The sequence below is a fragment of the Rhizobium sp. Root1334 genome, from assembly GCF_001426665.1.
Lineage (GTDB): Bacteria > Pseudomonadota > Alphaproteobacteria > Rhizobiales > Rhizobiaceae > Pararhizobium.
Map to the genome: position 1 here is coordinate 1 of NZ_LMEY01000029.1, position 24591 is coordinate 24591.

General features: G+C 59.9%; 21 protein-coding genes and 1 tRNA gene. 9 read left to right on the forward strand and 13 right to left on the reverse strand.

Annotated elements, in window-relative coordinates; translation table 11 throughout:
- Positions 1–328, reverse strand: a 328-nt coding sequence (locus ASD36_RS31185) for a hypothetical protein (RefSeq protein WP_210173795.1), incomplete at its 3' end; no start/stop codon positions are given.
- A 36-nt stretch (positions 329–364) separates the two neighbouring features.
- Here ASD36_RS31185 and ASD36_RS24955 point away from each other — a divergent pair.
- A complete protein-coding gene (locus ASD36_RS24955) occupies positions 365–1843 on the forward strand; it encodes an aldehyde dehydrogenase family protein (RefSeq protein ID WP_060502886.1) in 1479 nt (492 codons plus the stop codon).
- Between the two features lie 97 nt (positions 1844–1940).
- On the opposite strand, the gene ASD36_RS24960 is transcribed toward ASD36_RS24955, so the two are convergent.
- The 7 genes from ASD36_RS24960 to ASD36_RS24990 form a co-directional block, all read right to left on the reverse strand.
- Positions 1941–2423, reverse strand: coding sequence for a BA14K family protein (locus tag ASD36_RS24960; protein ID WP_060502885.1), 483 nt, complete (start codon positions 2421–2423; stop codon positions 1941–1943).
- A 124-nt stretch (positions 2424–2547) separates the two neighbouring features.
- Positions 2548–2766, reverse strand: coding sequence for a hypothetical protein (locus ASD36_RS24965; protein ID WP_060502821.1), 219 nt, complete (start codon positions 2764–2766; stop codon positions 2548–2550).
- Between the two features lie 128 nt (positions 2767–2894).
- The gene (gene cml / locus ASD36_RS24970) at positions 2895–4091 is read right to left on the reverse strand and encodes a CmlA/FloR family chloramphenicol efflux MFS transporter (RefSeq protein ID WP_060502820.1); all 1197 of its coding nucleotides are present in this window, start codon (positions 4089–4091) and stop codon (positions 2895–2897) included.
- A 220-nt stretch (positions 4092–4311) separates the two neighbouring features.
- The gene (gene metH / locus ASD36_RS24975) at positions 4312–8085 is read right to left on the reverse strand and encodes a methionine synthase (protein ID WP_060502819.1); all 3774 of its coding nucleotides are present in this window, start codon (positions 8083–8085) and stop codon (positions 4312–4314) included.
- Positions 8086–8248: 163 nt separating this feature from the next.
- Positions 8249–9406 carry an AGE family epimerase/isomerase gene (locus tag ASD36_RS24980; protein ID WP_060502884.1) on the reverse strand — a complete coding sequence of 386 codons (1158 nt, stop codon included), beginning with the start codon at positions 9404–9406 and terminating at the stop codon, positions 8249–8251.
- Positions 9407–9426: 20 nt separating this feature from the next.
- On the reverse strand, positions 9427–9921 hold the full coding sequence (locus tag ASD36_RS24985) for a heme-degrading domain-containing protein (RefSeq protein WP_060502818.1): 495 nt from the start codon (positions 9919–9921) through the stop codon (positions 9427–9429).
- Between the two features lie 13 nt (positions 9922–9934).
- Positions 9935–10831: an ROK family protein gene (locus ASD36_RS24990; protein ID WP_060502817.1), complete on the reverse strand. Its 897-nt coding sequence runs from the start codon at positions 10829–10831 to the stop codon at positions 9935–9937.
- A gap of 218 nt (positions 10832–11049) precedes the next feature.
- Here ASD36_RS24990 and ASD36_RS24995 point away from each other — a divergent pair.
- Both ASD36_RS24995 and ASD36_RS30820 read left to right on the forward strand, forming a co-directional pair.
- Positions 11050–11126, forward strand: a tRNA-Arg gene (locus ASD36_RS24995).
- Between the two features lie 86 nt (positions 11127–11212).
- Positions 11213–11512 (forward strand): hypothetical protein, encoded by a 300-nt coding sequence (locus ASD36_RS30820; protein WP_156393918.1) that lies wholly within the window; start codon positions 11213–11215, stop codon positions 11510–11512.
- Here ASD36_RS30820 and ASD36_RS31065 read toward each other — a convergent pair.
- The 3 genes from ASD36_RS31065 to ASD36_RS25005 form a co-directional block, all read right to left on the reverse strand.
- Entirely contained in the window at positions 11506–11670 is a 165-nt protein-coding gene (locus tag ASD36_RS31065) for a hypothetical protein (protein ID WP_164491974.1), read from the reverse strand. The genes ASD36_RS30820 and ASD36_RS31065 overlap by 7 nt on opposite strands.
- Before the next feature lie 340 nt (positions 11671–12010).
- Positions 12011–13294, reverse strand: a complete 1284-nt coding sequence (locus ASD36_RS25000; protein ID WP_060502816.1) for a cystathionine gamma-synthase family protein — start codon at positions 13292–13294, stop codon at positions 12011–12013.
- A gap of 169 nt (positions 13295–13463) precedes the next feature.
- The gene (locus ASD36_RS25005; RefSeq protein WP_060512019.1) at positions 13464–15194 is read right to left on the reverse strand and encodes a cation:proton antiporter; all 1731 of its coding nucleotides are present in this window, start codon (positions 15192–15194) and stop codon (positions 13464–13466) included.
- Between the two features lie 221 nt (positions 15195–15415).
- On the opposite strand from ASD36_RS25005, the gene ASD36_RS30825 reads away from it, so the two are divergent.
- From ASD36_RS30825 to ASD36_RS25020, 4 genes are all read left to right on the forward strand, one after another.
- Positions 15416–15553, forward strand: coding sequence for a hypothetical protein (locus ASD36_RS30825; protein ID WP_156393919.1), 138 nt, complete (start codon positions 15416–15418; stop codon positions 15551–15553).
- A gap of 137 nt (positions 15554–15690) precedes the next feature.
- On the forward strand, positions 15691–15903 hold the full coding sequence (locus ASD36_RS25010) for a hypothetical protein (protein ID WP_060502814.1): 213 nt from the start codon (positions 15691–15693) through the stop codon (positions 15901–15903).
- Positions 15904–16023: 120 nt separating this feature from the next.
- Entirely contained in the window at positions 16024–17484 is a 1461-nt protein-coding gene (locus tag ASD36_RS25015) for an FAD/NAD(P)-binding protein (RefSeq protein ID WP_060502883.1), read from the forward strand.
- 100 nt (positions 17485–17584) lie between these two features.
- Positions 17585–18802: an SfnB family sulfur acquisition oxidoreductase gene (locus ASD36_RS25020; protein WP_060502813.1), complete on the forward strand. Its 1218-nt coding sequence runs from the start codon at positions 17585–17587 to the stop codon at positions 18800–18802.
- Between the two features lie 489 nt (positions 18803–19291).
- Here ASD36_RS25020 and ASD36_RS25025 read toward each other — a convergent pair whose 3' ends face one another.
- The gene (locus tag ASD36_RS25025; protein ID WP_060512021.1) at positions 19292–20503 is read right to left on the reverse strand and encodes an acyl-CoA dehydrogenase family protein; all 1212 of its coding nucleotides are present in this window, start codon (positions 20501–20503) and stop codon (positions 19292–19294) included.
- Positions 20504–20576: 73 nt separating this feature from the next.
- A complete protein-coding gene (locus ASD36_RS25030; RefSeq protein WP_060502811.1) occupies positions 20577–21623 on the reverse strand; it encodes a substrate-binding domain-containing protein in 1047 nt (348 codons plus the stop codon).
- Positions 21624–21977: 354 nt separating this feature from the next.
- Here ASD36_RS25030 and ASD36_RS25035 point away from each other — a divergent pair, with 354 nt between their 5' ends.
- Both ASD36_RS25035 and ASD36_RS25040 read left to right on the forward strand, forming a co-directional pair.
- The gene (locus ASD36_RS25035; RefSeq protein WP_060502810.1) at positions 21978–23459 is read left to right on the forward strand and encodes a sugar ABC transporter ATP-binding protein; all 1482 of its coding nucleotides are present in this window, start codon (positions 21978–21980) and stop codon (positions 23457–23459) included.
- Positions 23456–24502 (forward strand): ABC transporter permease, encoded by a 1047-nt coding sequence (locus ASD36_RS25040; protein ID WP_060502809.1) that lies wholly within the window; start codon positions 23456–23458, stop codon positions 24500–24502. The genes ASD36_RS25035 and ASD36_RS25040 overlap by 4 nt, the downstream gene beginning before the upstream one ends.
- The last annotated feature ends 89 nt before the right edge of the window (positions 24503–24591 follow it).

Here is a 24591-nt window from a genome sequence, read left to right on the forward strand (position 1 = left end):
TTCTTATAACTAACTGATTTATATGAGATATTTCATAAACAACCAAAACAACCCACAAAATCCACCAAAAATACCCGGAATCCAACAGCCAAAATCTTTCCCAAACGGGTAAAATTGCCAATTGCACGGTTGGTGTATGAAAGGCGCATAAAGCACCGTCACGGAACGGTGCGCCGAAGATGCCGGCAGCGGCGGAAAATTCGACCATTACCGCTGGACGGTTGGCCGCGCCCATTACCGGCCTGCTCGACAATTCCAACCTGCGCGATACACTCTCAGCCAATTCTGCGGCGATGAAAAATGCTGCCGACGTGGCGACAGCCAACAAGGCGATACTTGATCCGATTTGAAGAAGGACGGCGACATGCAGGACAGGCTTTACATCGACGGCGCGTGGGTAAGGCCCGAGAAGGGCGGCACTCTGGATGTCATCGATCCCGCCACCGAACAGGTCATTCACAAGGCCCCCGCCGGGACCAGCGGCGATATCGACAAGGCCGTCAAAGCTGCCCGCTACGCATTCGATTCCGGCCCGTGGCCAAAATTCACCGGCACCGAGCGCGCCGCCTACCTGCGCGCCATCGCCGCCAGGATCACCAAAAAGCGCGAGTTCCTGGCGAAACTCGAAGTCGCCGACAATGGCAAGCCATTACCAGAAGCCCTGTGGGATATCGACGACGTCGCCGGCTGTTTTACCTATTATGCCGGTCTCGCTGAAGAACTGGATCAGCATCCGGAGGAAACGATCCCGCTCAGCGAGCCGCGCTTTTCCTCGCGGGTGGTGCACGAACCGCTCGGCGTCGTCGGCGCCATCACGCCGTGGAATTATCCGCTCTTGATGGCCTCCTGGAAAGTTGCGCCGGCCCTTGCCGCCGGTTGCACAATGGTGCTGAAGCCCTCGGAACTCACACCGCTTACCGCGCTTGAACTCGGCGTGATTGCCGAGGAAGTAGATCTCCCGGCCGGCGTGCTCAACATCGTCACCGGCACGGGCCTTCAGGCCGGTGAGCCGCTGACTGAGCATCCGCTGGTCGACAAGCTTGCCTTTACCGGCTCGGTCGCCACCGGCCGCAAGGTGATGATGGCCGGTGCGCAGGACATCAAGACCGTCAGCCTCGAACTTGGCGGCAAATCGCCCTTTGTCATCTTTGCCGACAGCGATATCGAAAAGGCCGTCGAATGGATCATGTTCGGCATTTTCTGGAACCAGGGCCAGGTCTGTTCTGCCACCTCGCGCGTACTGGTCGAGGCGGAAATCTATGATGCCGTCGTTTCGCGCCTGTGCGAGGAAGCAGCCAGGATCAAGATCGGCAACGGCATGGAGGGTGGAACGCTACTCGGGCCGATTGTCTCCAAGGGCCAATATGACAAGATCGTCTCGGCCATAGACCGCGCCCGTATCGATGGCGCCACGGTTGCCTATGGCGGCGCCCGGCCGGCGGGTCTCAACAGCGGTTATTTCCTTGAGCCGACGGTGCTGACCGACATGAGCGAAGACAGCTATGTCTGGAAGGAGGAGATTTTCGGGCCGGTCGTCTGCGTCAAGCCGTTCAAGGACGAGGACGACGCCATCCGCATGGCCAATGACAGCCGCTTCGGGCTTGCCGCTGCGGTGATGTCGAAGGATGTCATCCGCGCCGAACGCGTCGCCGAAGCCTTTCACGCCGGTATCGTCTGGGTCAACTGTTCTCAGCCGACCTTCGTCGAAGCCCCTTGGGGCGGCTACAAACAATCCGGCATCGGCCGCGAGCTCGGCCATTGGGGACTGTCGAACTATCTTGAAACCAAGCAGATCACCCGTTTCAACAGCGATGAGCCGTGGGGCTGGTACATCAAGGAATGAGGTGCTCGCCGTCCAGATACGGACGCGGGATTTGCAAATCGGCAGGGCTATTGCAAGCCCTGCCCTTCGCTGAGCTGATTAACCGCTTCAACCTGCACTAGTATGGCGATATGCATTGACGCCGGCTACCGTTATACGGCTGGAACGTATTGTCATAAGCCCGATACGAGCGATAGCGCGCATAACACCAATCTGCGTGCGAACCGCCGGTCCGATAATAGCGCCGCCCACCGTCATAGTATCTCGGTTGTGCGAGAATGCCGCCGATAATCGCCCCGGCAGCCAGACCACCAAACGCTGCGCCGAAGTTGTCGTCATAGTCATGGTAGCGCCGATAATTGCCGTAGTCACGGTAATAGCGCCGATTTCCATAGTAGCCACCATTGCGGTAGTGGCGCCGGATGTAGGGGCCGCGATTGCCGCCATAGCGGCCGATACCCCACGAACTACGGTAGGATTCGACCTGTTGAACATCCGAAACCTGGATCTTCGGGCGTTCAGCGGATGGGAATGCCTGTGCCGGCACAACGCTTGAAAAGGCGGTGGCCAGCGACAGACCAATGATTGCGAACATCTTCATTTGAATCACCATTTTGCCTTTCCAAGAGGAAACGTTTCAAACAGTGCTTTTGTGCCATACCTAGAACAAAAAAATAATAGCGCGATGATTACGCCCACACGAGAGGCCTTTTTTCTTCAGCGTTTCAATCAAGACGCTTGAATGTCCATTTCACGGTATACTCGCCGCTACGCTTCATCTTGGCCTTGGTCCGCACCCGCACCGGGCCACCAAGTGCAATCTCCGCGTCTTCAAATGCCTGGCGCGCCTCCGCCATTGCCCGAAGATAGGCGCTGTTGTCGCGCTTCGGGCTATCGGCAATCGCCTTGAGAAGGGCAATCGTATCAAGTTTGTCCTTGGCCATGAACTCTTACCACTCCTTCTGCTGCTGGCTGTGCCGGACGCGCCGGTTCAATACACCCGACAGACCACCTATCTCAAGTCAAGCCCGTGGATCAGGGCAGGATAGCAGATGCCACCCTGCCCGGCCGATTAAACCGGCGTTTGCTGGTGGCGAAGTCGTGCCAGCGCAGCCAAGACGACTGTAGCCGTGAGCGAGGAATAGGCCACAAGCGGCCATGCTGTATCGCCTTGCAGCGCCACGACCGCCAGCGTTCCGGCAATGCCGGTGATCAGGCTCTGGATGCAGAAATAGACGGCAACGGCCGAACCGGCGATATCATCAAAGCCTTTCAGCGCGCCGTTTGCAGTCACGGAAACCGCAAAAACGATACCGATCGCCATGACCCACATCGGCACGATGAAGGTCAAAAAGGATGCGGAACCGAAAATTTGACCAATACTCAACAGGAACGCGCCCAACAGCAGCATCCCCATGCCTCTTGCGAGGCTACCGGGATTACCCCATTTCGCCACGAATTGCCCGGCGAAGCGCGAGGTGATGATCATCGCGCATGCCGCAGTCGCGAAAGCCAGACTGAATGTTAGCTCAGTAAAGCCCGCACCGTCGATCAGCACTCGAGGGGCGATGGAGAAGAACACGAAGAACGTGCCCATCGCCGCGCTAAACCCGAGCGTATAGGTCCAGAACGCAAAACTCTTGAAAATCGGCCCGATCGAGCGGCGCGAGGGTGCCGAAGAGGCCGGCCGCGTTTCGTGCCAGCGAAAGACCGCATGGACGAGTGCCAAGAGGGCGCCTGCACCAAGCGCAGCGAAGATCGCCCGCCATCCCAATCCATCGGCGATCACGGCGCCTGCGATCGGGCCAAGAGCCGGCACGAAGGACAGCATGGCGCTGAAAAGACCGTAGATGACGGCGCTTTCCGGGCGGTCGGCATAGACATCGCGAACAGTCGCAAACGTGGCCACAAGAGCTGCCGACGCACCGGCAGCCTGAAGGAACCGGAAGAGGACGAACACGCCTGCCGTCGACGATGCTGCCAGGCAGAGCGACGCGGCAGCAAACAGCAGCGCGCCGCCGATCAGCACCGGGCGCCGGCCGATGCGATCGGAGACCGGCCCGAACAGGATCTGCCCGACGCCGAGCATGACCATGTAAAGGCTGAGAGTCAGCTGAATGACCGCCGGGCTGGTGTTGAGGATGCCGGGCATTGCAGGAACGACTGGGAGATAGATATCCATCGCCAGAGAGGCGAGAATATCGAAAGGGGCCATCAGCAGCAGCGTTGCTGGCAGGGAATAGGCCCAGATACGGGGTTTTGTAGACATGGGAAAACATCCGCTCAAATGAGGTACATTTGGCGGCGTCTGCCTGTCAGCTTCAGCTGGAATTGGTTCGACAGACCGCCGCAACAACATGAAAAAGTTGTTGCGGCTTACTTATCTGCGGATTTTGCGGTCCCCATGCCGATGCTCCAAGATCCGGAATTCGAAGAACGCTCCTATATCAAAACAGGAGCGGCCAAACAATGTCCCGGAAAAGCGACATCTATTCCGCCGCCTCAACCCTCGGCGCAGGGACATAGTTCAGGATCGGCCCGAGCCAGCGTTCGACTTCGCTAATCGGCATGTCCTTGCGGTCGGCATAGTCTTCGACCTGATCGCGCTCGACCTTGGCGACGCCGAAATAGTAGGATTCCGGGTGAGCGATGTAGATGCCGGAGACGGAGGAGCCGGGCCACATGGCAAAGCTTTCGGTCAGCGTCACACCGATTTCCTCTTCAGCCTTCAGCAGATCGAACAGTGTTGCCTTTTCCGTGTGATCCGGTTGCGCCGGATAGCCGGGCGCCGGGCGGATACCCGCATAGGGTTCGGCGGCGAGTTCACTGGGATCGAAGGCCTCATCGGCCGCATAGCCCCAGAGCTCCTTGCGCACATATTCGTGCATGCGCTCCGCAAAAGCTTCGGCAAACCGGTCGGCCAACGCTTTCACCATGATCGACGAATAGTCGTCATTCGCCCGTTCGAAGCGTTCGGCGATTGCCACTTCCTCGATACCGGCCGTGACGACGAAGCCGCCGAGATAGTCCTGCCTGCCGCTATCGACCGGAGCAACGAAATCCGACAGCGCCACGTTCGGGCGGCCGTCGCGCTTGGTCATCTGCTGGCGCAGGGTATAGAAAGTCGCGCGTTCCTTCGCCCGGCTTTCGTCGGTGAACAAGCGGATATCGTCACCGACCACGCCGGCCGGCCAGAAGCCGACGACCGCTTTTGGGGCGAACCATTTTTCCGCAATAACCTTGGCCAGCATCGCCTGCGCATCGGCAAACAGTGCACGGGCAGCTTCGCCCTGACGTTCGTCGTCGAGGATCTTTGGATAGACGCCCTTCAACTCCCAGGTCTGGAAGAACGGGGTCCAGTCGATATAATCGGCCAGTTCAGCGAGATCCCAGCTCTGGAAGACCCGGGTGCCGAGGAACGATGGCGTCTTCGGCTGATAGGCATCCCAATCGACTTTCTGGGCATTGGCGCGGGCTTTGGCCAGCGGCAGGCGCTGCTTTTCCAGTTCGTTGCGGGCATGCGCATCCGCGACCTTTTTGTACTCAGCCTTGACGGTATCGATGTAACCGCCCTTCATTTCTGGCGACAGCAGGCTGGAAACCACGCCGACGGCGCGGCTGGCGTCGGTGACATAGATCGCCTGACCCTGATTGTAGCGCGGATGGATTTTCACCGCAGTATGAACACGGCTGGTGGTCGCGCCGCCGATCAACAGCGGGATGTCAAATCCCTCGCGCTCCATTTCGGCCGCCACATGCGCCATCTCATCGAGCGACGGCGTGATCAGACCGGAAAGGCCGATGATATCGACGTTCTTTTCGCGGGCGATCTCGAGGATTTTTGCCGCGGGCACCATGACGCCGAGGTCGATGATTTCATAGTCGTTGCAGGCGAGCACGACGCCGACGATATTCTTGCCGATATCGTGCACATCGCCCTTCACCGTCGCCATCAGCACCTTGCCGGCGCTCTTGCGCTCGCCCAAGCCGCCACCGGCCAGCCGTTCGGCCTCCATGTAGGGCAGCAGGACGGCAACAGCCTGTTTCATGACACGGGCAGACTTCACCACCTGCGGCAGGAACATTTTTCCTGCGCCGAACAGATCCCCAACGACATTCATGCCGGCCATCAGCGGGCCTTCGATGACATGCAGCGGCCGCTCGGCATTCTCCCGGGCTTCTTCCGTGTCGGCCTCGATGAATTCGGTGATGCCATTGACCAGCGCGTGCTCCAGCCGCTTTTCAACAGCCCATTCGCGCCATTTCAGGTCCCGCTCCTTGGCTTCCTTGCCTGCCGTACCCTTGAAACGTTCGGCAAGCTCCAGCATGCGCTCGGTCGAATCAGCGCGGCGGTTGAGGACGACGTCCTCGCAGGCTTCCTTCAATTCGGGCTCGATCTGGTCGTAAACCGCCAGCTGACCGGCATTGACGATACCCATGTCCATTCCCGCCTGAATGGCGTGGTAGAGAAACACGGCATGCATCGCCTCGCGCACCGGCTCGTTGCCGCGGAAGGAGAAGGACAGGTTGGAGACGCCACCTGAAATATGCACATGCGGCAGGGTATCGATGATCTCGCGCGTCGCCTCGATGAAATCAACGCCGTAATTGTTGTGCTCCTCGATACCGGTCGCGACCGCAAAGACGTTCGGGTCGAAAATAATGTCTTCCGGCGCAAAACCTGCCTGCTCGGTCAGCAGCTTGTAGGCGCGGGTGCAAATCTCGACCTTGCGGGCCCGTGTATCCGCCTGCCCCTGTTCGTCGAAAGCCATGACCACGACGGCGGCGCCATAGGCGCGGCAAAGCCGGGCGTGATGCAGAAAGGCATCTTCGCCTTCCTTCATCGAGATGGAGTTGACCAGGGGCTTGCCCTGCACGCATTTCAGGCCGGCCTCGATGATCTCCCATTTTGACGAGTCGATCATCACCGGAACGCGGGCAATATCCGGCTCGGCGGCGATCAGATTGAGAAACTCGACCATCGCCTCCTTCGAATCGATCAGGCCCTCGTCCATGTTGATGTCGATGATCTGGGCACCATTGGCCACCTGATCGCGGGCGACATCAAGCGCCTCGGCATAGTTTCCGGCGGTGATCAACTTGCGGAACTTGGCCGAGCCGGTGACGTTGGTGCGTTCGCCGACATTGACGAAAGGAATGTCCTTGGTCAGTGTGAACGGCTCCAGACCGGAGAGTTTCATCAGTCGCGGCACGTCGGGGATTTCACGGGGCGCATGTTTTGCGACGGCCTGTGCGATCGCCCGGATATGGGCCGGCGTCGAACCACAGCAGCCTCCGACGATATTGACCAGGCCTTCGCGGGCAAAGCCTTCGATCTGGGCCGCCATTTCATCCGGCGTTTCATCATACTGGCCAAATTCGTTGGGCAGGCCGGCATTCGGATAGGCGCAGACGAAGGTATCGGCGACGCTGGAAATCTCGGCCAAATGGGCGCGCATGGCATTGGCCCCGAGCGCGCAGTTTAGACCGATGGTGAAGGGATCGGCATGGCGCACCGAGTGCCAGAAGGCTGTTGGTGTCTGGCCCGACAGTGTGCGGCCGGAAAGATCGGTGATCGTGCCGGAAATCATCACCGGCAGGCGGATACCTCTCTCGAGGAAGACTTCTTCCGTCGCGAAGATCGCCGCCTTGGCATTCAGCGTATCGAAGATGGTTTCGATCAGAACGATATCCGTGCCGCCATCGATTAGACCGCGCAGCTGCTCGGCATAGGCGATGCGCAGGTCATCGAACGAAACAGCGCGGTACCCTGGGTTATTCACATCAGGGGAGATCGACGCCGTCCGGTTAGTCGGCCCCAAGGCGCCAGCGACGAAACGGCGCTTTCCATCAACCTGTTGCGCGCGCAAACCGGCGCGCCGGGCAAGACGCGCTCCATCGCGGTTGAGCTCATAGACCATCGCTTCCATGCCGTAATCGGCCTGAGCAATCGAGGTGGAAGAGAACGTGTTGGTCTCAAGGATATCAGCGCCGGCAATGGCGTAGTTGTAGTGAATTTCCTCGATCGCGCCCGGCTGTGTCAGCGTCAAAAGGTCGTTATTGCCCTGCAGATGACACTCGCAGCTAACAAAGCGATCACCGCGAAAATGATCTTCGCCAAGGCCAAGCTGCTGGATTTCCGTGCCCATTGCGCCATCCATGATCAGGATGCGTTCACGTGCCGCCGCTTTCAGCGCGGCCATGACCTCGGATCCATCCGGTTGGGGTGAAACGGCGCCGAAAAGGGCATCGATGGCGGACATGGGAAATCTCCCGTTCTGAAAACGACATTAAACTGAAAATCAGAGATCACATAAAGATATCTTTATGTCAATATATCAGTTGGAAATTTGATTGCCCCGAAATTGAAACGGCCCGCCTCTGCTTGAGACGGGCCGCTTGAAAAAATCGTGCAGATATCTTGGCTTAGAGTCGTTTCAGGCAATCGTCCAGTTCATAGACCGCGCACAGAATGTGATAGAAGCTGCTGGCCGGCGCAGGTTCGTCGACAAAGCTGCCGTCGGCCTTCTGCTTGTCACGCCAAAGCCCCTCGACCGGCGTATCGAGAAAGCCTTGCAACGCTGTAGCGGCGCGAACGGCAGACCGCAGATACCGCTCACGCTCCTCGCCCTGTGTCAGCGCCGCAAAACGAACAGCGGCCTTCAGCCACTCCGTTTGCGGCCAAAGCCGCGCAATCGGATCGGCGACGGAGAAATCGTCCAGCAGCGTCATGACAGCGACGTCGCGTGGCTGGGCAATGCCATATTGTTCGCCAATTTCGAACAACCGCCGCGCCTTCACCAGTGCATCGGCATTGCCGCGCCGCTCGGCCCAACGCAGCAAGAGCCAGGCCCATTCGAACTGGTGGCCGGGCTCGACGATACGGCCCTTGTCACCAGGCATTGGCGCCCAGTCCTGATCGAAGAATTCACGCAGCGCGCCGGTTTCCCGGTCGATGAAATGCTCCATGCAGAGAAAGGCGATTTCATCTGCCAGATTGGTCCAGGCCACGGTGTCGAAGCCCTCCACCGTCTCGCTGGCAAGGCATGCCTCGAACAGGTGCATATGCGGGTTGGAGCAAAGCGGCAGGCGTGATGGATTGTCTTCTTCAAACCCTGCCGACGGATGCTTGCAATGCGCTTCCAACCTGCCGTGCAGCGCATTGCTACGGTCGATCATCTCCGCCTTGCGATCAGGAAAGACCTGCGCCAGATAGGCGAAGGACAGAAGCGCAAAAGCCTGATTGTAGAGATCGAATGACGCGTCGATCAGAGTGCCATCGGCGTCGGCAAGAGCGCCATAAAAACCGCTTGGCTGCAGATAGACCCTATCGAAATAGGCGATGCCATCGCTGGCCACCGTCTGCCAATCGCCGGACCAACCACGTCGCCCGGCTTCCGCGAAGCAATAGACCTGACGAGGCTGGACGCGCGAACGGCGATTGGCCCGCGTCGGCTGCCCGGACATGTCGATCGTCTCGACAAAGCCGCCGCCGACACCATCAAAACCCTTGTCCCGCCAGAGCGGCAAGGCTTTTTCGGAAAGCCACGCGTTCAGTTTTGCGGAAAAACCGGCAATATCCATTGTCATCAATCCGTTCAATCTTATTCGCTCAGCTGCAACTCACCAAGATTTTTACCGAGAAGTTTGGCCAGCGCTTCGATGACCATGGTGTGATCATCACGCTGCGGCAAGCCCGAAACAGTCACCGCGCCGATACAACCAGTACCCTTGACGACGATCGGGAAGCTACCGCCATGCGGCGCAAATTCCGCATCCGGCAAGCCGAACTTGGTGGTGATATCGGTGCCTTGCTTGGCGAGCGACAAGCCCACCGCATAGCTGCTCTTCAGGAACCGGAAGACGCAGTTTCGCTTGCGGCGCACCCAATTCGGATTGTCGGGCGTCGAGCCTTCCAGCGCCGTGTAGAATACCGGCATGGAAAACAGCGTCACATCGATGACGACGCCGAGCTTGCGCTCCACCGCCATCTCGCGCAGCAGCGAACCCAGCGCCCAGCCGGTTTCCAGGCTGAAACTGTCGAACTGAAGTTCGCGTTCCTGCAGTGCAATCTGCTCCAGATCCGCCTCGATAATCATCGTAATCCCTCCATCAATCCTTCCAGAGCCAGGCGGCACCGCGCACGCCGGAACTGTCGCCATGCACCGCCTTGCGGATCGGTGTTTCGAAGCTGTCGCCGAAGATGTATTTGACGATCAGGTCCGGCAATTCGTCGTAGATCTCATCGACATTCGACATGCCGCCACCCAGCACGAACACATCCGGATCGACGATATTGGTCAGAAGCGCCAGGCTGCGGGCAAGCCGGTCGACGAAACGCTCGTAGACGGCGGCCGCTACCGGCTCGCCGTTGCGCTTGTCGGCAATGATATCGCGACCGCGCCGGTCGGTACCCGTGGTCAAGCGATAGTCCAGCTCTACCCCGGTACCGCACGCATACATGTCGAGACAGCCATGTTTGCCGCACCAGCATTTGTGGCCGGGATATTCGTCCCTGGTCATCCAGGGCAGCGGATAATGGCCAATTTCAGCGGCAATGCCCTGATAACCGGCATGTACGTGCTTGTTAATCGCCAGCCCGCCGCCATGGCCGGTCCCGACAATCACGCCAAAGACTGTATGCGCATCCTTGCCGGCACCGTCGACAGCTTCCGAGATCGCCAAGCAATTGGCGTCGTTGGCAAGCCGGACCTCACGGCCGAGTGCGGCGCCAAGATCGCGCCCCAGCGGCTGGCCATTGAGAAGCACCGCGTTGGAATTGCGTACTATGCCGGTGCGCGGATTGAGGCTTCCGGGAATACCAATACCGATCGTTCCCGTTTCGCCAGCGCTCTGCTCGGCGGCTGCGACAAGCTCCTGTACCGCGCGGATACAGGCATCATAGCCGCTGGTCGGCGTGGCGATGCGATGCCTTGCCCGTGTTGCGCCATCGCGATCGAGCGCGATGACTTCCATTTTCGTGCCGCCCCAATCAATTCCGATGAACATGCTGGATCAAACTCTATGGGTGTCATTGTCAAAGGCGGCGCCATCGCGGCCGGGTCTCCTCCCCGTTTCGCCGCACCCTGCTTATCATCGGAAAACCGTTCCGCGCCAGCCCCGGCCTGCATCACACACGTTAGAAAACCCAGTTCGCAGAAAACCACTCAAACCACACCGGAAACACTTGGCTTCCACGCCCACCTTTTGTAAGGGTTCTTCAGGTTGGTCCCATAGCTCAGCAGGATAGAGCGCAAGATTCCTAATCTTGAGGCCACTGGTTCGAATCCAGTTGGGATCACCACTTTTGTCCTGCCCAATACTTGGGGAAAACGCGGACACGACCACCAGCATTGCCTTGGACGATATCGAACCGGCTGGAACTTCGCCGTGGCCGATCAACCTGTTTCCGCCCGCATCAAGGATTTCCATGAACTCGGCGTGAAGAACCGTTCAGAACGGCTACTCTGTGTTTCTGACGATGGCAACGCCGCTGAACAGCCCAAAAAAGAGCACGCCGGAATGAGTGCGGCGATAATCCAGACAGGGGTGCAGCAAGCCCGCCGTAAAGTTTCAGCTGGCGCGCACACAGGAAAACCTTGTTCAACGCCGCCGCATCAACTGTCATGCACGGCTTGCAGGGGCATCCACAATGCCCCTGCAAGCCGTCACCTCAAAAAACGTCAGTAACCGATGCGCACGCCACCGGCATCAGAGGGACCGAGGTCCGGTATCGGTCCATAGCCCTGGTATTGCGCGTAGGTCGTGTTATTCGCGCCGGTGCTGGCGCATCCCGAAAGCGCCAAAAGCGCCAGCGCCGCAACGGCCATCAGAGATTTAAGGGACATAATTTTCTCCTGTCGAGGGGATTGGCCAGCAGGCCGGACGGCCATGGCAAATGTTCGTCTATATCATCGGCAATGACAAGTGGGATCATCCCCGCGAAAGGCGAGATACAAACGACAGCGTAAACACACCTTGAAAGGCAAACCAGACGGCGGGAAATCCGCAAGCATCCGGACAAAGAAAAAGGCCGGGTGAAAACCCGACCTCTCCGACCCGTCTCGACAGCGATTGCCAGTACATCCGTGGTCAACCGCTGGAAACGAATTCCGTATGCCCAATATGGCAAGGGAATGTAACCGTTTCAAGACAAAGCGAAAAATAAGAAAAAAACGGGGCTCTCTGTCAGGCTGCATCCAGCGCAATCGTCAGGTCGGCGATCAGATCATCCGGATGCTCGATACCGATCGAAAGCCGGATAGTCGATTCCAGCACGCCGATCCGCTGGCGGACCTCCAGCGGCACGCCGGAATGGGTCATCGTGGCCGGATGACTGGCCAGCGATTCCGTGCCACCGAGACTGACGGCGAGCTTGAAGATCTGCAGCGCATTGAGAAACTTGAAGGATGCAGGCTGGCCACCGCGGATATCGAAGGAAAAGGTCGAGCCAGCGCCGGTACACTGCGCAGCAAATGTCTTGCCAAGTGGCGACTGCGGGTCATGATAGGGCAGATAATGAATGCCCTCGACCTTGGGGTGATCGCGCAGGAAATTGGCAACCTCGAGTGCATTGTTGTTGGCCTTTTCCATGCGAATCGACAATGTCTCAAGAGACCGGCCAAGCATCCAGCAGGAATGCGGATCGAGTTGCGTGCCGATGGCGCCGCGCAGTGCCTTGACCTGTTTCATCACCGCCTTGGCACCGAGAGCCGCACCCGCGATCAGGTCCGAATGACCACCGACATATTTGGTCAGCGAATAAAGCGAGATATCGGCGCCATGTTCGATTGGCCGCTGGAAGACCGGGCCAAGCAGGGTATTGTCGCAGGCGACGATCGGCGTATGCCCCTGCTTGCGGCCGATCGCATCGGCAATCCGGCGGATCATCGCGACATCGACAAGGCTGTTGGTGGGGTTGGCCGGCGTTTCGATCAGGATCATCGAGACCCGGCCTTTGGTCATCGCCTCTTCAGCCGCCGATTGCACCGACGCCTCGTTGACGCCATCGGCAAATCCAACCGCAGCAACACCCATGTTGAGAAAGGTTTTTGCCAGCAGCGTTTCGGTTCCACCGTAGAGCGGCTGGGAATGAAGAATGGCGTCGCCCGGCCGTACGAACGCCAGAAGCGTCGTTGCAATCGCTGACATGCCGGAGGAAAACAGCGCGCAGCTTTCCGTCCGCTCGTAAACGGCGAGACGGTCCTCAACAATCTCGCTGTTGGGATGATTGAAGCGGGAATAGACCAGCCCCGCCCCGGTCCCCGCAGGCGGCTCGCGGCGGCCGGAAACGAAATCGAAGAAATCGCGCCCTTCTTCGGCCGACTTGAACACGAATGTAGACGTCAGAAAGACCGGTGGCTTGACCGCGCCCTCGGAGAGCTCCGGGTCATAACCGTAATTCAGCATCAGGGTTTCGGGATGCAGTTTGTGATTGCCGATATGAGTCTTGGAGGGATGTGGAGCAGTCATGACGGTCTCCGGGATTTGCGGCCAATGACGCAGTCTACATCAATTTTCGACACCGCTTCTTGCCATTCTTCGGGTTTTTTCATCCGAAAATTGCGCTACAGCGATGGATGACCGGAAAAACCGGATAGTGCAGCACTGGCCCGTCGTCTGCGAGGCCAACGTTTCGCAATCAATCCACCGCACCGCTCTTGAGACTGCCAGGAACATTCATCTTCTTACGCTCACGGGCCATGTCGCTGACGGCGGCACGCAGCCGCGGGTGCCGGGCCATGAAGATATTGAAATCGCGCCGGTCGAGTTTCAGGAACTGGCAGAAATCCACAGCGATCACGTCGGCGGTGCGCAATCCGCCGCTGAGAAGTGCCATCTCGCCGAAAAATGCGCCGGCTTCCAGCATGATGGCATTGCCCGGCAAGCGGACCTCGGCAGCACCGGCCGAGATGAAATACATGGCATCGCCACGCTCCCCAACCCGGATGACCTTGTCGCCCGGTGAGGCCGAGGCCGGACGGAACAGGAGGAGAAGCTCCTCGAGCGCATGCTCGTTGACTTCGGAAAACAGCGGGAAAGTGTGAACCAGCTGCTGTTTCTTCAGCTGCTGTTGGCTTTCCTTTTCCTCCGTCCGCGCCTTGATGATGTCGAGCTCGCGGCTCAGTGTTGCAAATTTCCGCTGGCCATAGTTCGGCATGGCGCCGCTCAGCGCCGTCTTCAGCTTTGCCGCAGCCCAGAAAATCAGTGCGTTGAGGGTAATCGACAGGATGGCGCCTGCCAGGATGAGGTCATATCCCTCCTGTGACATCAAGCCCAGGGAGACGCCGAGACCGGCGACGATGAAGGAAAATTCACCGATTTGCGCCAGGCTCGCCGCCACGGTCAACGCCATCGACAGGGGATAGCGCAGCATGAGCACGAAGGCGGCGGCAATCAGCGATTTTCCAAGCGTGATCAACGCCACAATGGCGAGGACTGCAAGCGGCTGATTGATGAGGATCATCGGGCTGAACAACATCCCGACGGACACGAAGAACAACACCGAAAAGGCATTCTGCAACGGCAGCGAATCGGCTGCCGCCCTGTGGCTGAGATGTGATTCGCTCATGACCACGCCGGCAAAAAATGCGCCGAGCGCAAACGAAACACCAAAAAGCGTGGCCGAACCAAAGGCGATGCCCAACGCAATGGCAAGAACCGTCAGCGTGAACAATTCGCGCGATCCGGTGCGGGCAACCAGCGTCAGAAGCCAGGGAACGATTCGTGGCCCAAGAACAATGGCAAGAACAGCGAATGCACCAAGCTTGACCAGGGTCAGCACGATCGTCAGCGCAACCGGCGTAGAGCTCGCTTCTGCTCCGTGCGCCGCGGCACCTTGAGCGCCCAGAACCTCCGCGACGATCGGCAGTAAAACGAGTGCCAGCACCATCGCCAGGTCCTCGACGATCAGCCACCCGATGGCCACCCGCCCATTCGGCGAGTTGACCAGATTTCGCTCCTCCAGCGCCTTGAGCAGAACGACAGTACTGGCAACCGAGATGCTCAAGCCAAAGACCAGTCCGGCGCCGAGGTTCCAACCCCAGAGTGTGCTGAGACCAATTCCCAGAAGCGTTGCCAGGGCAATCTGCCCGATGGCGCCGGGGATGGCCACGCCGCGAACGGCGATAAGATCGGCAGCAGAGAAATGCAGGCCGACACCGAACATCAGAAGGATGACGCCGATCTCGGCCAATTGGGTGGCAAGGCCGGCATCCGCCGTAAACCCGGGCGTAAAGGGTCCCATCAGAATACCGGCAACGAGATATCCGACCAATGGCGGCAGGCGGAGCCGATCCGCGACATAACCGCAGCCCGCAGCCAGCACGAAGCTGATTGCGACGGTTGCTACCAACGCCATATCGTGATGCACGCACTACCCCCCGGCTGCCTTCATTCCATTCATCTGATGTATTTGCATCGGAAGCCTCCGGCAAGCGCTCGGCCAAGTATCAAATGGGGGAAGGATGATTTATCGTTTTCCAGGTGCCAGGAGGGTTGATGCCCGCATCAGGACCAACCTTGCGGCCGCCGCTTTTGGAACAAGCCTTCGATCCACACGTTTGCGGGCAAGCTTAAACAGGAAAAAGCACAATGCAAATGACCATGCGCGCCGTTGTCTTCGTTATCGTCGGATCGATCCTCAGCATTCTTGTCATCAAATATGCCGACAACGATCTCAATGCGGCCGTGCCGATGATGGACCCGGCCGCAGAAGCAGCGCCTGTCTGATCCACAACGATAAAAAACCGCCACAATCAACCGTCACTCGTATCGCTCAAGGGCGCGCAGCAACTCTGAACGCGGCGTAAGCCTTGTTGCAGTCCGGCATTGGCAGGTCCGCCTTAGCTGGCACCAGGAGACGAAGCATGACGAAATGGCGCAATGAACCAATGCTCCCCAACCATGTGCAGTTGTGCCAGCGTGTCTTCGACAAAGCAAAGTCGGCCCGCAATATCGCCCCTGACAGCGACGCCAACGACCCGGTGGCGGCGCTGGTGCTGACATTGTACCGCCACGGCGTTCGCGGCGAAGAAGAATTGTTGACCCGTGTTCTCCTAGCACTGGACGAGAAGTCCTGACCGCGATCAACGCCTGCCTCACCATGCTTAAGGCTTGACCGCCGAATAATATTGATAAAAACTATAGACTATCAAACGGCTCGACGGTGAGGTGTGATGAACCAGTTGATCGTCAACCCGATGACATTATCCGGCACCGCTGCCAGCGAAGCGCCGGTGGGATCGCAACGGCCAGTCGTCGCCATTATCGGCGGCGGCGTGTCGGGTGCGGCAACGGCCTTTCATCTCGCGTCGTCAAACCAGACCTGCGCGCCGCAAATCATCGTCTTCGAACCGCGCGAATGTCTTGGCAAGGGCCTTGCCTATGATACGACCGAACCTGCCCATCGTATCAACGTGCCAGCCGCGCGCATGAGCCTCTTGAGCGACGAACCGGATCATTTTCTGCGCTGGATTGCGGCGAATTCGGCAACAGCCGGCGATGTCGATGCCCTGCGGCCGGATGGCGCTCTGTTTCCACGCCGCAGCGTGTTTGGCGATTACGTCAATGCCATGCTGCAGCCACTCGTTGCCAGCGGTGCCATCCAGCATCGACGCAACGCCGTCGCCCATGTCCTGCGCGAGGATGCGCACTGGTGGATCAGCGGCGACGATGGCACGCAGACCAAGGCCGACATTGTCGTCATCGCCACCAGCCACCCGCCACCGGTGGCGCCGGGCCGGCTTCACGCCCTGCTGAAAGACCATCCCCGTTTCGTTCCCGACCCAACCAGTGCGAATGCGCTTGCGGCCATCCGGCCATCAGACCGGGTGCTTATCGTTGGCAACGGCCTCACCTCCGCCGACGTCATCGCAGCTCTCGCGCTGAAGGGTCACACCGGCCCGATTACCGCGATTTCACGGCGTGGACTGCGCTCGCGCGGCCATGCGCCGGTGGCGCAGGACCCCACCGGCGACTTTCTCACGGAACCGGCCTTTACGGCGCGGGCATTGCTCAAAAATATCCGCCGCACAATTTGGCAGGCCGGTCTGGGGGGCCGGACTTGGCACGGCGTCATCGATCAGGTCCGCGCACAGGGACAGGCACTGTGGCAGGTTTTGCCGATGCAAGAACGACAGCGCATCGTCCGGCATTTGCGGCCGTTCTGGGACGTGCACCGGTTCCGCGTCGCGCCGCAGGTGGAAGCAGCACTTGATACGGCGATCGCTGAAGGGCGCCTTGAAATCCTCGCAGGCTCGGTTGCGGCAAGCCGGATTGAAGCGGATGTGATTCATTGCGCGCTACACCTGCGGCGCTGTCCCGGCACCATCGAGAAGAGTTATGACGCCGTGGTCGTCACCACCGGCCCCGGCCATGGCGGCATTCTCGCCAGCCAGCCTTTCCTCGTCGAGCTTTCGCACAACGGTTACCTCGAACTCGACCCGACCGGCCTTGGGCTCTCCTGCACGCGTAACTCGGAAGCCATTGGTCCGGCGGCGGGCGTGACATCGTCCCTGCTGATCGCCGGACCCCTGGCACGCGGCACGTTCGGCGAGTTGATGGGCCTGCCACAGGTGACCGACCATGCCGTGTTTGTTGCCACGAAGATTGCCGAATTCTTGTCGGCGCAAAGGCCAAAGGCGGCGCAAAAACCGCTTTAAGAAAAGACTTTTCTTAGTATAGTGGATCTATAGAAATTATAATCTTATCTTTCCGCCCGACTTCTTCCACCCATGGTCCGTACAAAAAATGGAGCGTGCGATGGAAACCATCCTGCAGTATCAGCCAATCGTCAAACAAACGGCCGGTCGCCTCCGCAGCGATTTCGAAGCCATCGAAACTGCCCGGGCACTGGCCGCCGATTTCGCCACCCGAGCCGCCGATCGCGATGCCAACCGCACCCTGCCCTACGACGAACTCGAGGCGATCGCCGAGTCCGGGCTTCTAGCGATTACCGTTCCCGCCGAATATGGCGGGCTGGATGTGTCCAATGCGGTGCTGGCGGAAGTGACTGCCATCCTGTCCGAAGCGGATGCATCGATCGGCCAAATTCCGCAAAACCATTTCTACATTCTGGAAGCCTTGCGGGTGGACGGCAGCGAGGAACAGAAGCGCTACTTCTTCGGCCGTGCGCTGGCGGGCGACCGTTTCGGCAACGCACTTTCCGAACGCGGCACCAAGACGGTGGCCGATTACAATACCCGCATCACGCCGGAGGGACCGGGCTACCGCGTCAACGGTGAAAAATTCTATTCGACCGGCGTCCTTTTCGCCGACTGGATCACCGTGTTCGCACTCGATCCCGAGGATCGGCTAACCATGTCCTTCGTCGCCAAGGGCACCGAGGGTATCGAGATCATCGACGATTGGGATGGCTTTGGCCAGCGCACCACCGGCAGCGGCACCACCGTCTTCAAGAATGTCTATGTCAATGCCGATGTCATTGTCTTCCATCACAAAGGCTTTGAGCGGCCGACCACCATCGGTTCGGTCGGCCAGATCATCCATGCCGGTGTCGATCTCGGTATCGCGCGTGCCGCCTTTGCGGAGACGCTGGATTTCGTCCGCACGCAGAGCCGTCCGTGGAAAGATTCCGGCGTCGAGCGCGCCACAGACGATCCGCTGACCATCGCCAAGATCGGCGAGATCGCAATCAAGATCGAGGCCGCTACAGGGCTGATCGAGCGGGCTGGCCGCAAGGTCGATGTCGCCCAAATGGACGCGACCGAAGCCAATGTCATCGACGCTACACTCTCGGTCGCCGCGGCAAAAGTCCTGACGACCGAAGTCGCGCTCTCAGCGTCCACGACGCTGTTCGAACTCGCAGGAACATCGGCCACCCGCATCGGCCTCAATCTCGACCGCCACTGGCGCAATGCCCGCACGCACACCCTGCACGACCCGGTGCGCTGGAAGGCCCATGTCGTGGGCAATTATCACTTGAACGGCGTCGTACCACCGAAGAACGGGGCGTTGTGAGACAGACAATTGCGGCGGTGAAATTCTGCGGCCGCAAACGGCTAGGAGACCCGAAAGCGATAGACTGATGAGGACCGCCCCTCACTCCCTGTCATGCTCTCCTCAGGTTTCAACTTGAGGACCTGTGGCGGGCATCCAACGATCCAACGTCCGCCCGGTTAAAGACTCTTCCACTCGAAGACCTAAACGGCACCCCGAATCGGCAGGGCTATCGCATATGGAAGGAGGCAGTCTGGGAACGATCCTATCTTCTCCCCAGCGGGCAGAAGTGCCGAGCGGATGCGAGGCGATGAGGGGGCTTCGGCGAAGCCGGAGCCGGACAAAGGTGGCCTTCGGCCCCTCATCCGGCGCTTCGCACCACCTTCTCCCCGCTGGGGAGAAGAGGGAGGGCGCCGCCAATGGCACATGCGACGGCCCTGCCCACATTCGGGGATACCGCATCGCTCACGCCGCATCCCAGCTGAAAATTGCGATTTCCCTTCACGCTGCTCAGCTGTGCAAACTCACCACCGGGATTTTATCGTTCAGCACGAACTCGCCGACCTCCTTCGCCTTGTAGAACACCGGATCGTGCAGCGTGTGGGTGCGCACATTGCGCCAGAAGCGGTCGAACCGGTATTTTTCCGCCGTCGACCGAGCTCCGGTCACCTCAAAAACGCGCGCGGTGATATCGAGGGCGACATGGGTGGTGTGAACCTTGGCAGCGTAGGCCTCGGCCGCCGCCTCGCCGCGTTCGCGCGCGGTCACATCCCGTCCCTTCGAAAGGGCGGTTTGCACCGCCAGCGCTGCACCGTCCGCAAGAGCCACGGATGCCTTCAGCGCGGCCGTGAACTCACCCACGCGCTCGAGAATATACGGATCGTCCGAGGCGCGTTCGACACCCGACGTCACCCAGGGACGGGTCGTGGTGCGGACATAATCGACGGCGGCGGCCAGCGCGCCTTCAGCGGCGCCCAGATAAAAATTGACGAAGACCAGCTGAATCAGCGGCGTATTGAACGTTGCCAGAGCCGGTGGCGGCGCATTTTCATCGGCAGGTGCTGCGACGAAATCTTCGTCGTAGACCGGAAAGTCGTGGAACTCGACGCTTCCGGAGTCGGAGAGCCGCTGGCCGATATTCTCCCAGTCGTCATTCGCGACATAGCCAGGCCGATCGGTTGGCACGGCGAAGTTGGCGATCTTGCCATCCAGCGTCGCGCTGGCATTGATATAGTCGGAAACCCGGGCGGCGGTGGAGAAGGATTTACGGCCGTTCAGCACGTAACCGGTGCCACGGCGCGTCAATGTCAGGCCGGCGTCGCGGGGGTTGACCGCCGCACCCCAGTAAAGGTTCTGTGCCACGGTCTCAGCGCCCAGCACCTGCGCGCGCGCCTGATCCGCAAAAGACCAGTAGATCGACTGGCTGTTGACATAGTGGTAGCCGAGCAACTGGCCGACAGAGCTTTCGCCGCGTGCCAGGATGCGAACGAGCTTCAGCCCATCGACCCAATTCAGCCCACCGCCACCAACCTCACGCGCATGCAGGGCATTGAGCAGGCCCGATTTCTTCAGTTTGACGATCTCGCCGATCGGCGGGCGCCCTTCCCTGTCGAGGTCTGCCGCGCGCAGCGACAGGTCGTGGGAGATTTCGGCGGCACTGGCAAACAGGCTATCGCGGGTGACGCCGAGACCGGCGGCATAGACGACATTGGATTGGCTCATGGGAAAAGCTCCAGTTCTTTAACGAGGAAGAACGGCGGAACCGTCGGCGGCTCCGCCATCGCGATGCAAAAGCTCAGAACAGCTTGGCCGGAATCCAGTTTGCCGTAACCGCATCGCTGGCGCTGAAAGCCGGGATCTTGGCGGCGAGTTCCTCGATGGTTTTGACGCCGGCGTCTCTCAGGCTTTTCTGGGTCAGCAGCGTCGGCTCGACGGTGATCTGGCGAGGAACGTCCTGTCCGGCAATTTCAAGCGCAGCCGCGCGGATCGAAACGGCGCCAACCACGGCCGGATTGGTTGCGACCGTTGCGACCCAGGGACTGCCTTCCTCGACAATCTCCTGGATATCGGCAGTGGAAACATCCGCCGAATAAATCTTCAGCTTGTCGGCGATGCCGAGATCGGCCGCCGCCAGCTTCACCCCACGGGCAAATTCGTCATAGGGCGCGAAAACCACGGTAATATCCGGATTGGCCCGCAGTGCCGCTTTCGCCTGATCGGCCGTGGTTGTCGCTGTCGTGTCGCTGACATTGCCGAAACGCGCCTTCTCGACGACCCCCTTATTCTCCGCCTTGAACGCATCCCAGACCTCGTTTCGGCGATCGAGCGGCGCAAAGCCGGCGACATAGACGTAACCGGCATTGAAGCTGGTGCCGTTATCCTTGACCGCCTGTTCGAGAGCCTGTTTTGCCAACGCGTGATCGCTTTGCTCGACTTGAGGCACTTTCGGATTGTTGAGATTGACATCAAAGGCGACGACCTTGATGCCCTTGTCCAGCGCCTGCTGCACGACATCGGCGAGCGATTCGGGAACACCGTGATCGATAACGATGCCTTCGACGCCGAGATTGATCGCCTGCAGAATCTGCTCGCGCTGTTCCGCCGCGTTCTGGCGTCCAGGGAACACCCGCAGATCGACGCCGAGCGCCTTCGCCTGTGCCTCAGCACCGGCCTGATAGGCCTGGAAAAAATCACCGGTGGAAATGTAGCTGATCAATGCCAGCTTGACGCCGCCCTTGTCGAACGGCGCCGGTGCGCCTGCAACACCATCGGCCTTGGCAGCAGAGACGAACAGGAAGGGAATGAAGGCGGCGGTTGCCGCCAGACGGAGAATGGTTTTCATAAAAAGCGTTCCTTCTGAAGACAATCGGAGACGTCACCGGCAGCAGCCTTCTCGGGACGCAACATCTATTAAATATTCAATCAATAAATTTAATAGACTAATTAGTGCCAATTTTCTGGATTGATAGAGAAACGTGTTTCACGGAAACCGAGCTCACCGGCAAAGTCCTACCGGCATCGCGCCGCTCGACAGCCGCTGCCCGCGCGGCGCGAACTTTCTGCCGCACTCCGTCCCTCAGCAAAGAAATTACCGGCTCAGACGGTACTTCGCAAAGCTGTTCCGCCAGCCCGGCTGTCACCAGCAGGAAATATATGACAAATTATATAGATAATAAAGATATCAGGATTCCCATTCATGCCATTGCTTCACATCGATGCGCTCAACCGCAGCTTTCAGTCCACGCGCGCCCTCGTAAACGCAATGCTGAAGATCGATGCCGGAGAGATCGTGGCATTGATGGGGGCAAACGGTGCCGGAAAATCGACACTGGTGAAGATCCTCTCCGGAGTGTTGCCCGCCGATAGCGGCGTAATCACGCTGAACGGCCGGCCCTATGTCCCGCGCACGCCCGCACAGGCCGCCGCTGCAGGCATCGTCACCGTCCATCAATCAACTGATCTGGTGGGCGCGGCAGGCCTCACCGTTGCAGATACGCTGCTGCTGACGCAGTTCAGCCAGCGCGGCCAACCTTTCTTCATCTCCCGCGCCAGCGTCAGACGGCAAGCACAGGCAATTCTCGACGCCGCCGGGTTCGATCTGCCGCTGGACCGCGACTTCGCCGATCTCACGGCAGCCGACCGGCAACTGGTGGCCATTGCCCGCGCACTGGCCAACCGGGCGGACCTCTTGATCCTCGACGAGCCGACAGCCAGTCTTTCCCTTGCCGAAAGCCAGCGCCTGTTTAACATTCTCAAGCGCTTGCGCGATGGCGGCCTTGCCATTCTCTACATTTCGCATCGGACCGCCGATCTCCAGGCAATTGCCGACAGGGTGCTCGTCATGTGCGGCGGGGCGATCGCTGGCGTCTTCGAACGTCCGATCGATTTTGCCGCAGCGATCGAGGCAATGATCGGCCGCAAGCTGCAATCGGCGCGGCCCGGCATTCGCCCGCCTGAAGGGCAGCCGGTCTTTGAGATGCGCGACGCGCGGCTGTTGCCCGGCTCCCTTCCTTTCGATCTCGCCGTCCACACCGACGAGGTGGTGGCGATCACCGGTGTGCTGGGGGCCGGCAAGAGCCGCCTGCTCTCCGCGATCTTCGGCAACGGCCGCCTTGCTGCCGGAGAGATGTATCTGGACAGCCGCCGGCACCGGCCGAAAACACCGGCAGAGGCGATTGCCGCCGGTGTCGCCATGGCCGCAGAAGACCGGCACCGCTCTTCCTTGATGCCAGCCGATTGGCCAGGAAGTTCACTGGCAGCCACCATCAGCCTGCCGCATCTTTCCAAATGGTATCCGCACGGCCTGCTGTTTGGCGGCCGTGAACGGCGCGAGGCGGAACAGGCAATCGACCGCCTGCGCATCAAGGCATCCGGACCACTGGCCCCGATAACCTCGCTTTCCGGCGGCAACCAGCAAAAGGTGGTTCTGGCCCGCTGGGAAGCCGAACCGAGCCGGCTTCTGCTGCTCGACGAACCCTTTCAAGGCGTCGATGTCGGCGCCCGTCACGATATCATCCAGGCGATCCGCAGCCGCAGCGACCGTGCCACCCTGATCGCCACCTCCGACCCGGAAGAAGCCTACGAGGTTGCCGACCGCATTCTGATCATCGACCACCACAGCCTTGCCGCAGCGCCCGGCGGCGCGCGCGGCGGTCTTTCCGAGGAAATCCACGCATGACATCGACCATTGACGAAGCCGCTCCGGTACAACGCAACGCAAACCGGGTTGGCTGGCTTGCAGACCTCGGTACGGCCTTGCGATCGAGCGCCGTCTTCATTCTTCTGGCAGCGCTGCTTTTAGGCTTCTCTGCCGCCGAGCCCGCCTTCGCCAATCTCGGCAACCTGATGAGCATCCTGCAGGCCGTGGCCGTCGTCGCCATTCTCGGTGCGGGCGTCACAGTGACGCTCGCCGTTGGCGGCTTCGATCTGTCGATCGGCGCGATAGCCGCCTCCAGCGTCATGGCCGCCAGCTATGCGATGATCGTCTGGGGGCTCGGTGCCATTGCCACCGTGCTGCTGGTGCTTGCCTTCGGTGCGCTGATCGGCCTTGTCAACGCCTTCCTCATCGTCCGGCTGAAGGTTCCCGATCTCTTGGCCACGCTGTCGATGATGTTTCTGCTCTCCGGCCTGCAGCTGATCCCGACCGCCGGCCGCTCGATCTCCGCCGGACTGATCCTGCCGAACGGCACAACCGCCACCGGCGTCTACGATCCCGCCTTTCTCCTGATCGGCCGCGCCAACCTGGCCGGCATCGTCCCGGTTTCCGTCGTGCTGATGGCCCTCGTCGCCATCGCCCTGTTCGTGCTGACGGAGCGGACCCGCATCGGCCGCCTGCTGTTTGCCACCGGCGGCAACGCGGTAGCGACGCGGCTGGCGGGTGCATCAACGGCGCGGCTGAAGATGCTTGCCTATGTGATCTCCGGCACGCTTGCCTCGCTCGGCGGTATCGTCATTGCTGCCCGCGTCGGGCGCGGCGACGTCTCCTCCGGCGGCTCATTGCTGATGGATGCTGTCGCTGCCGCCCTGATCGGCTTCGCAGTGCTGGGCAAGCGGCGGCCGAATGTTCTCGGCACCATTGTCGGTGCCGTCTTCGTCGGCGTTCTGCTCAACGGCCTGACCATGCTCAACGCGCCCTATTACACGCAGGATTTCGTCAAGGGCGCCGTCCTCGTCGGCGCCTTGGCGCTGACCTACGGAACTGTTCGCAGTCCCTCCCCCTGACATGACCCCGCCGGCCGGGATTTCGCCCGGCTGCGTAACTTCCCAGCCCAAGTTTTCCGGCCGCTGTTCCATCTTTGGAAATTTCTTCC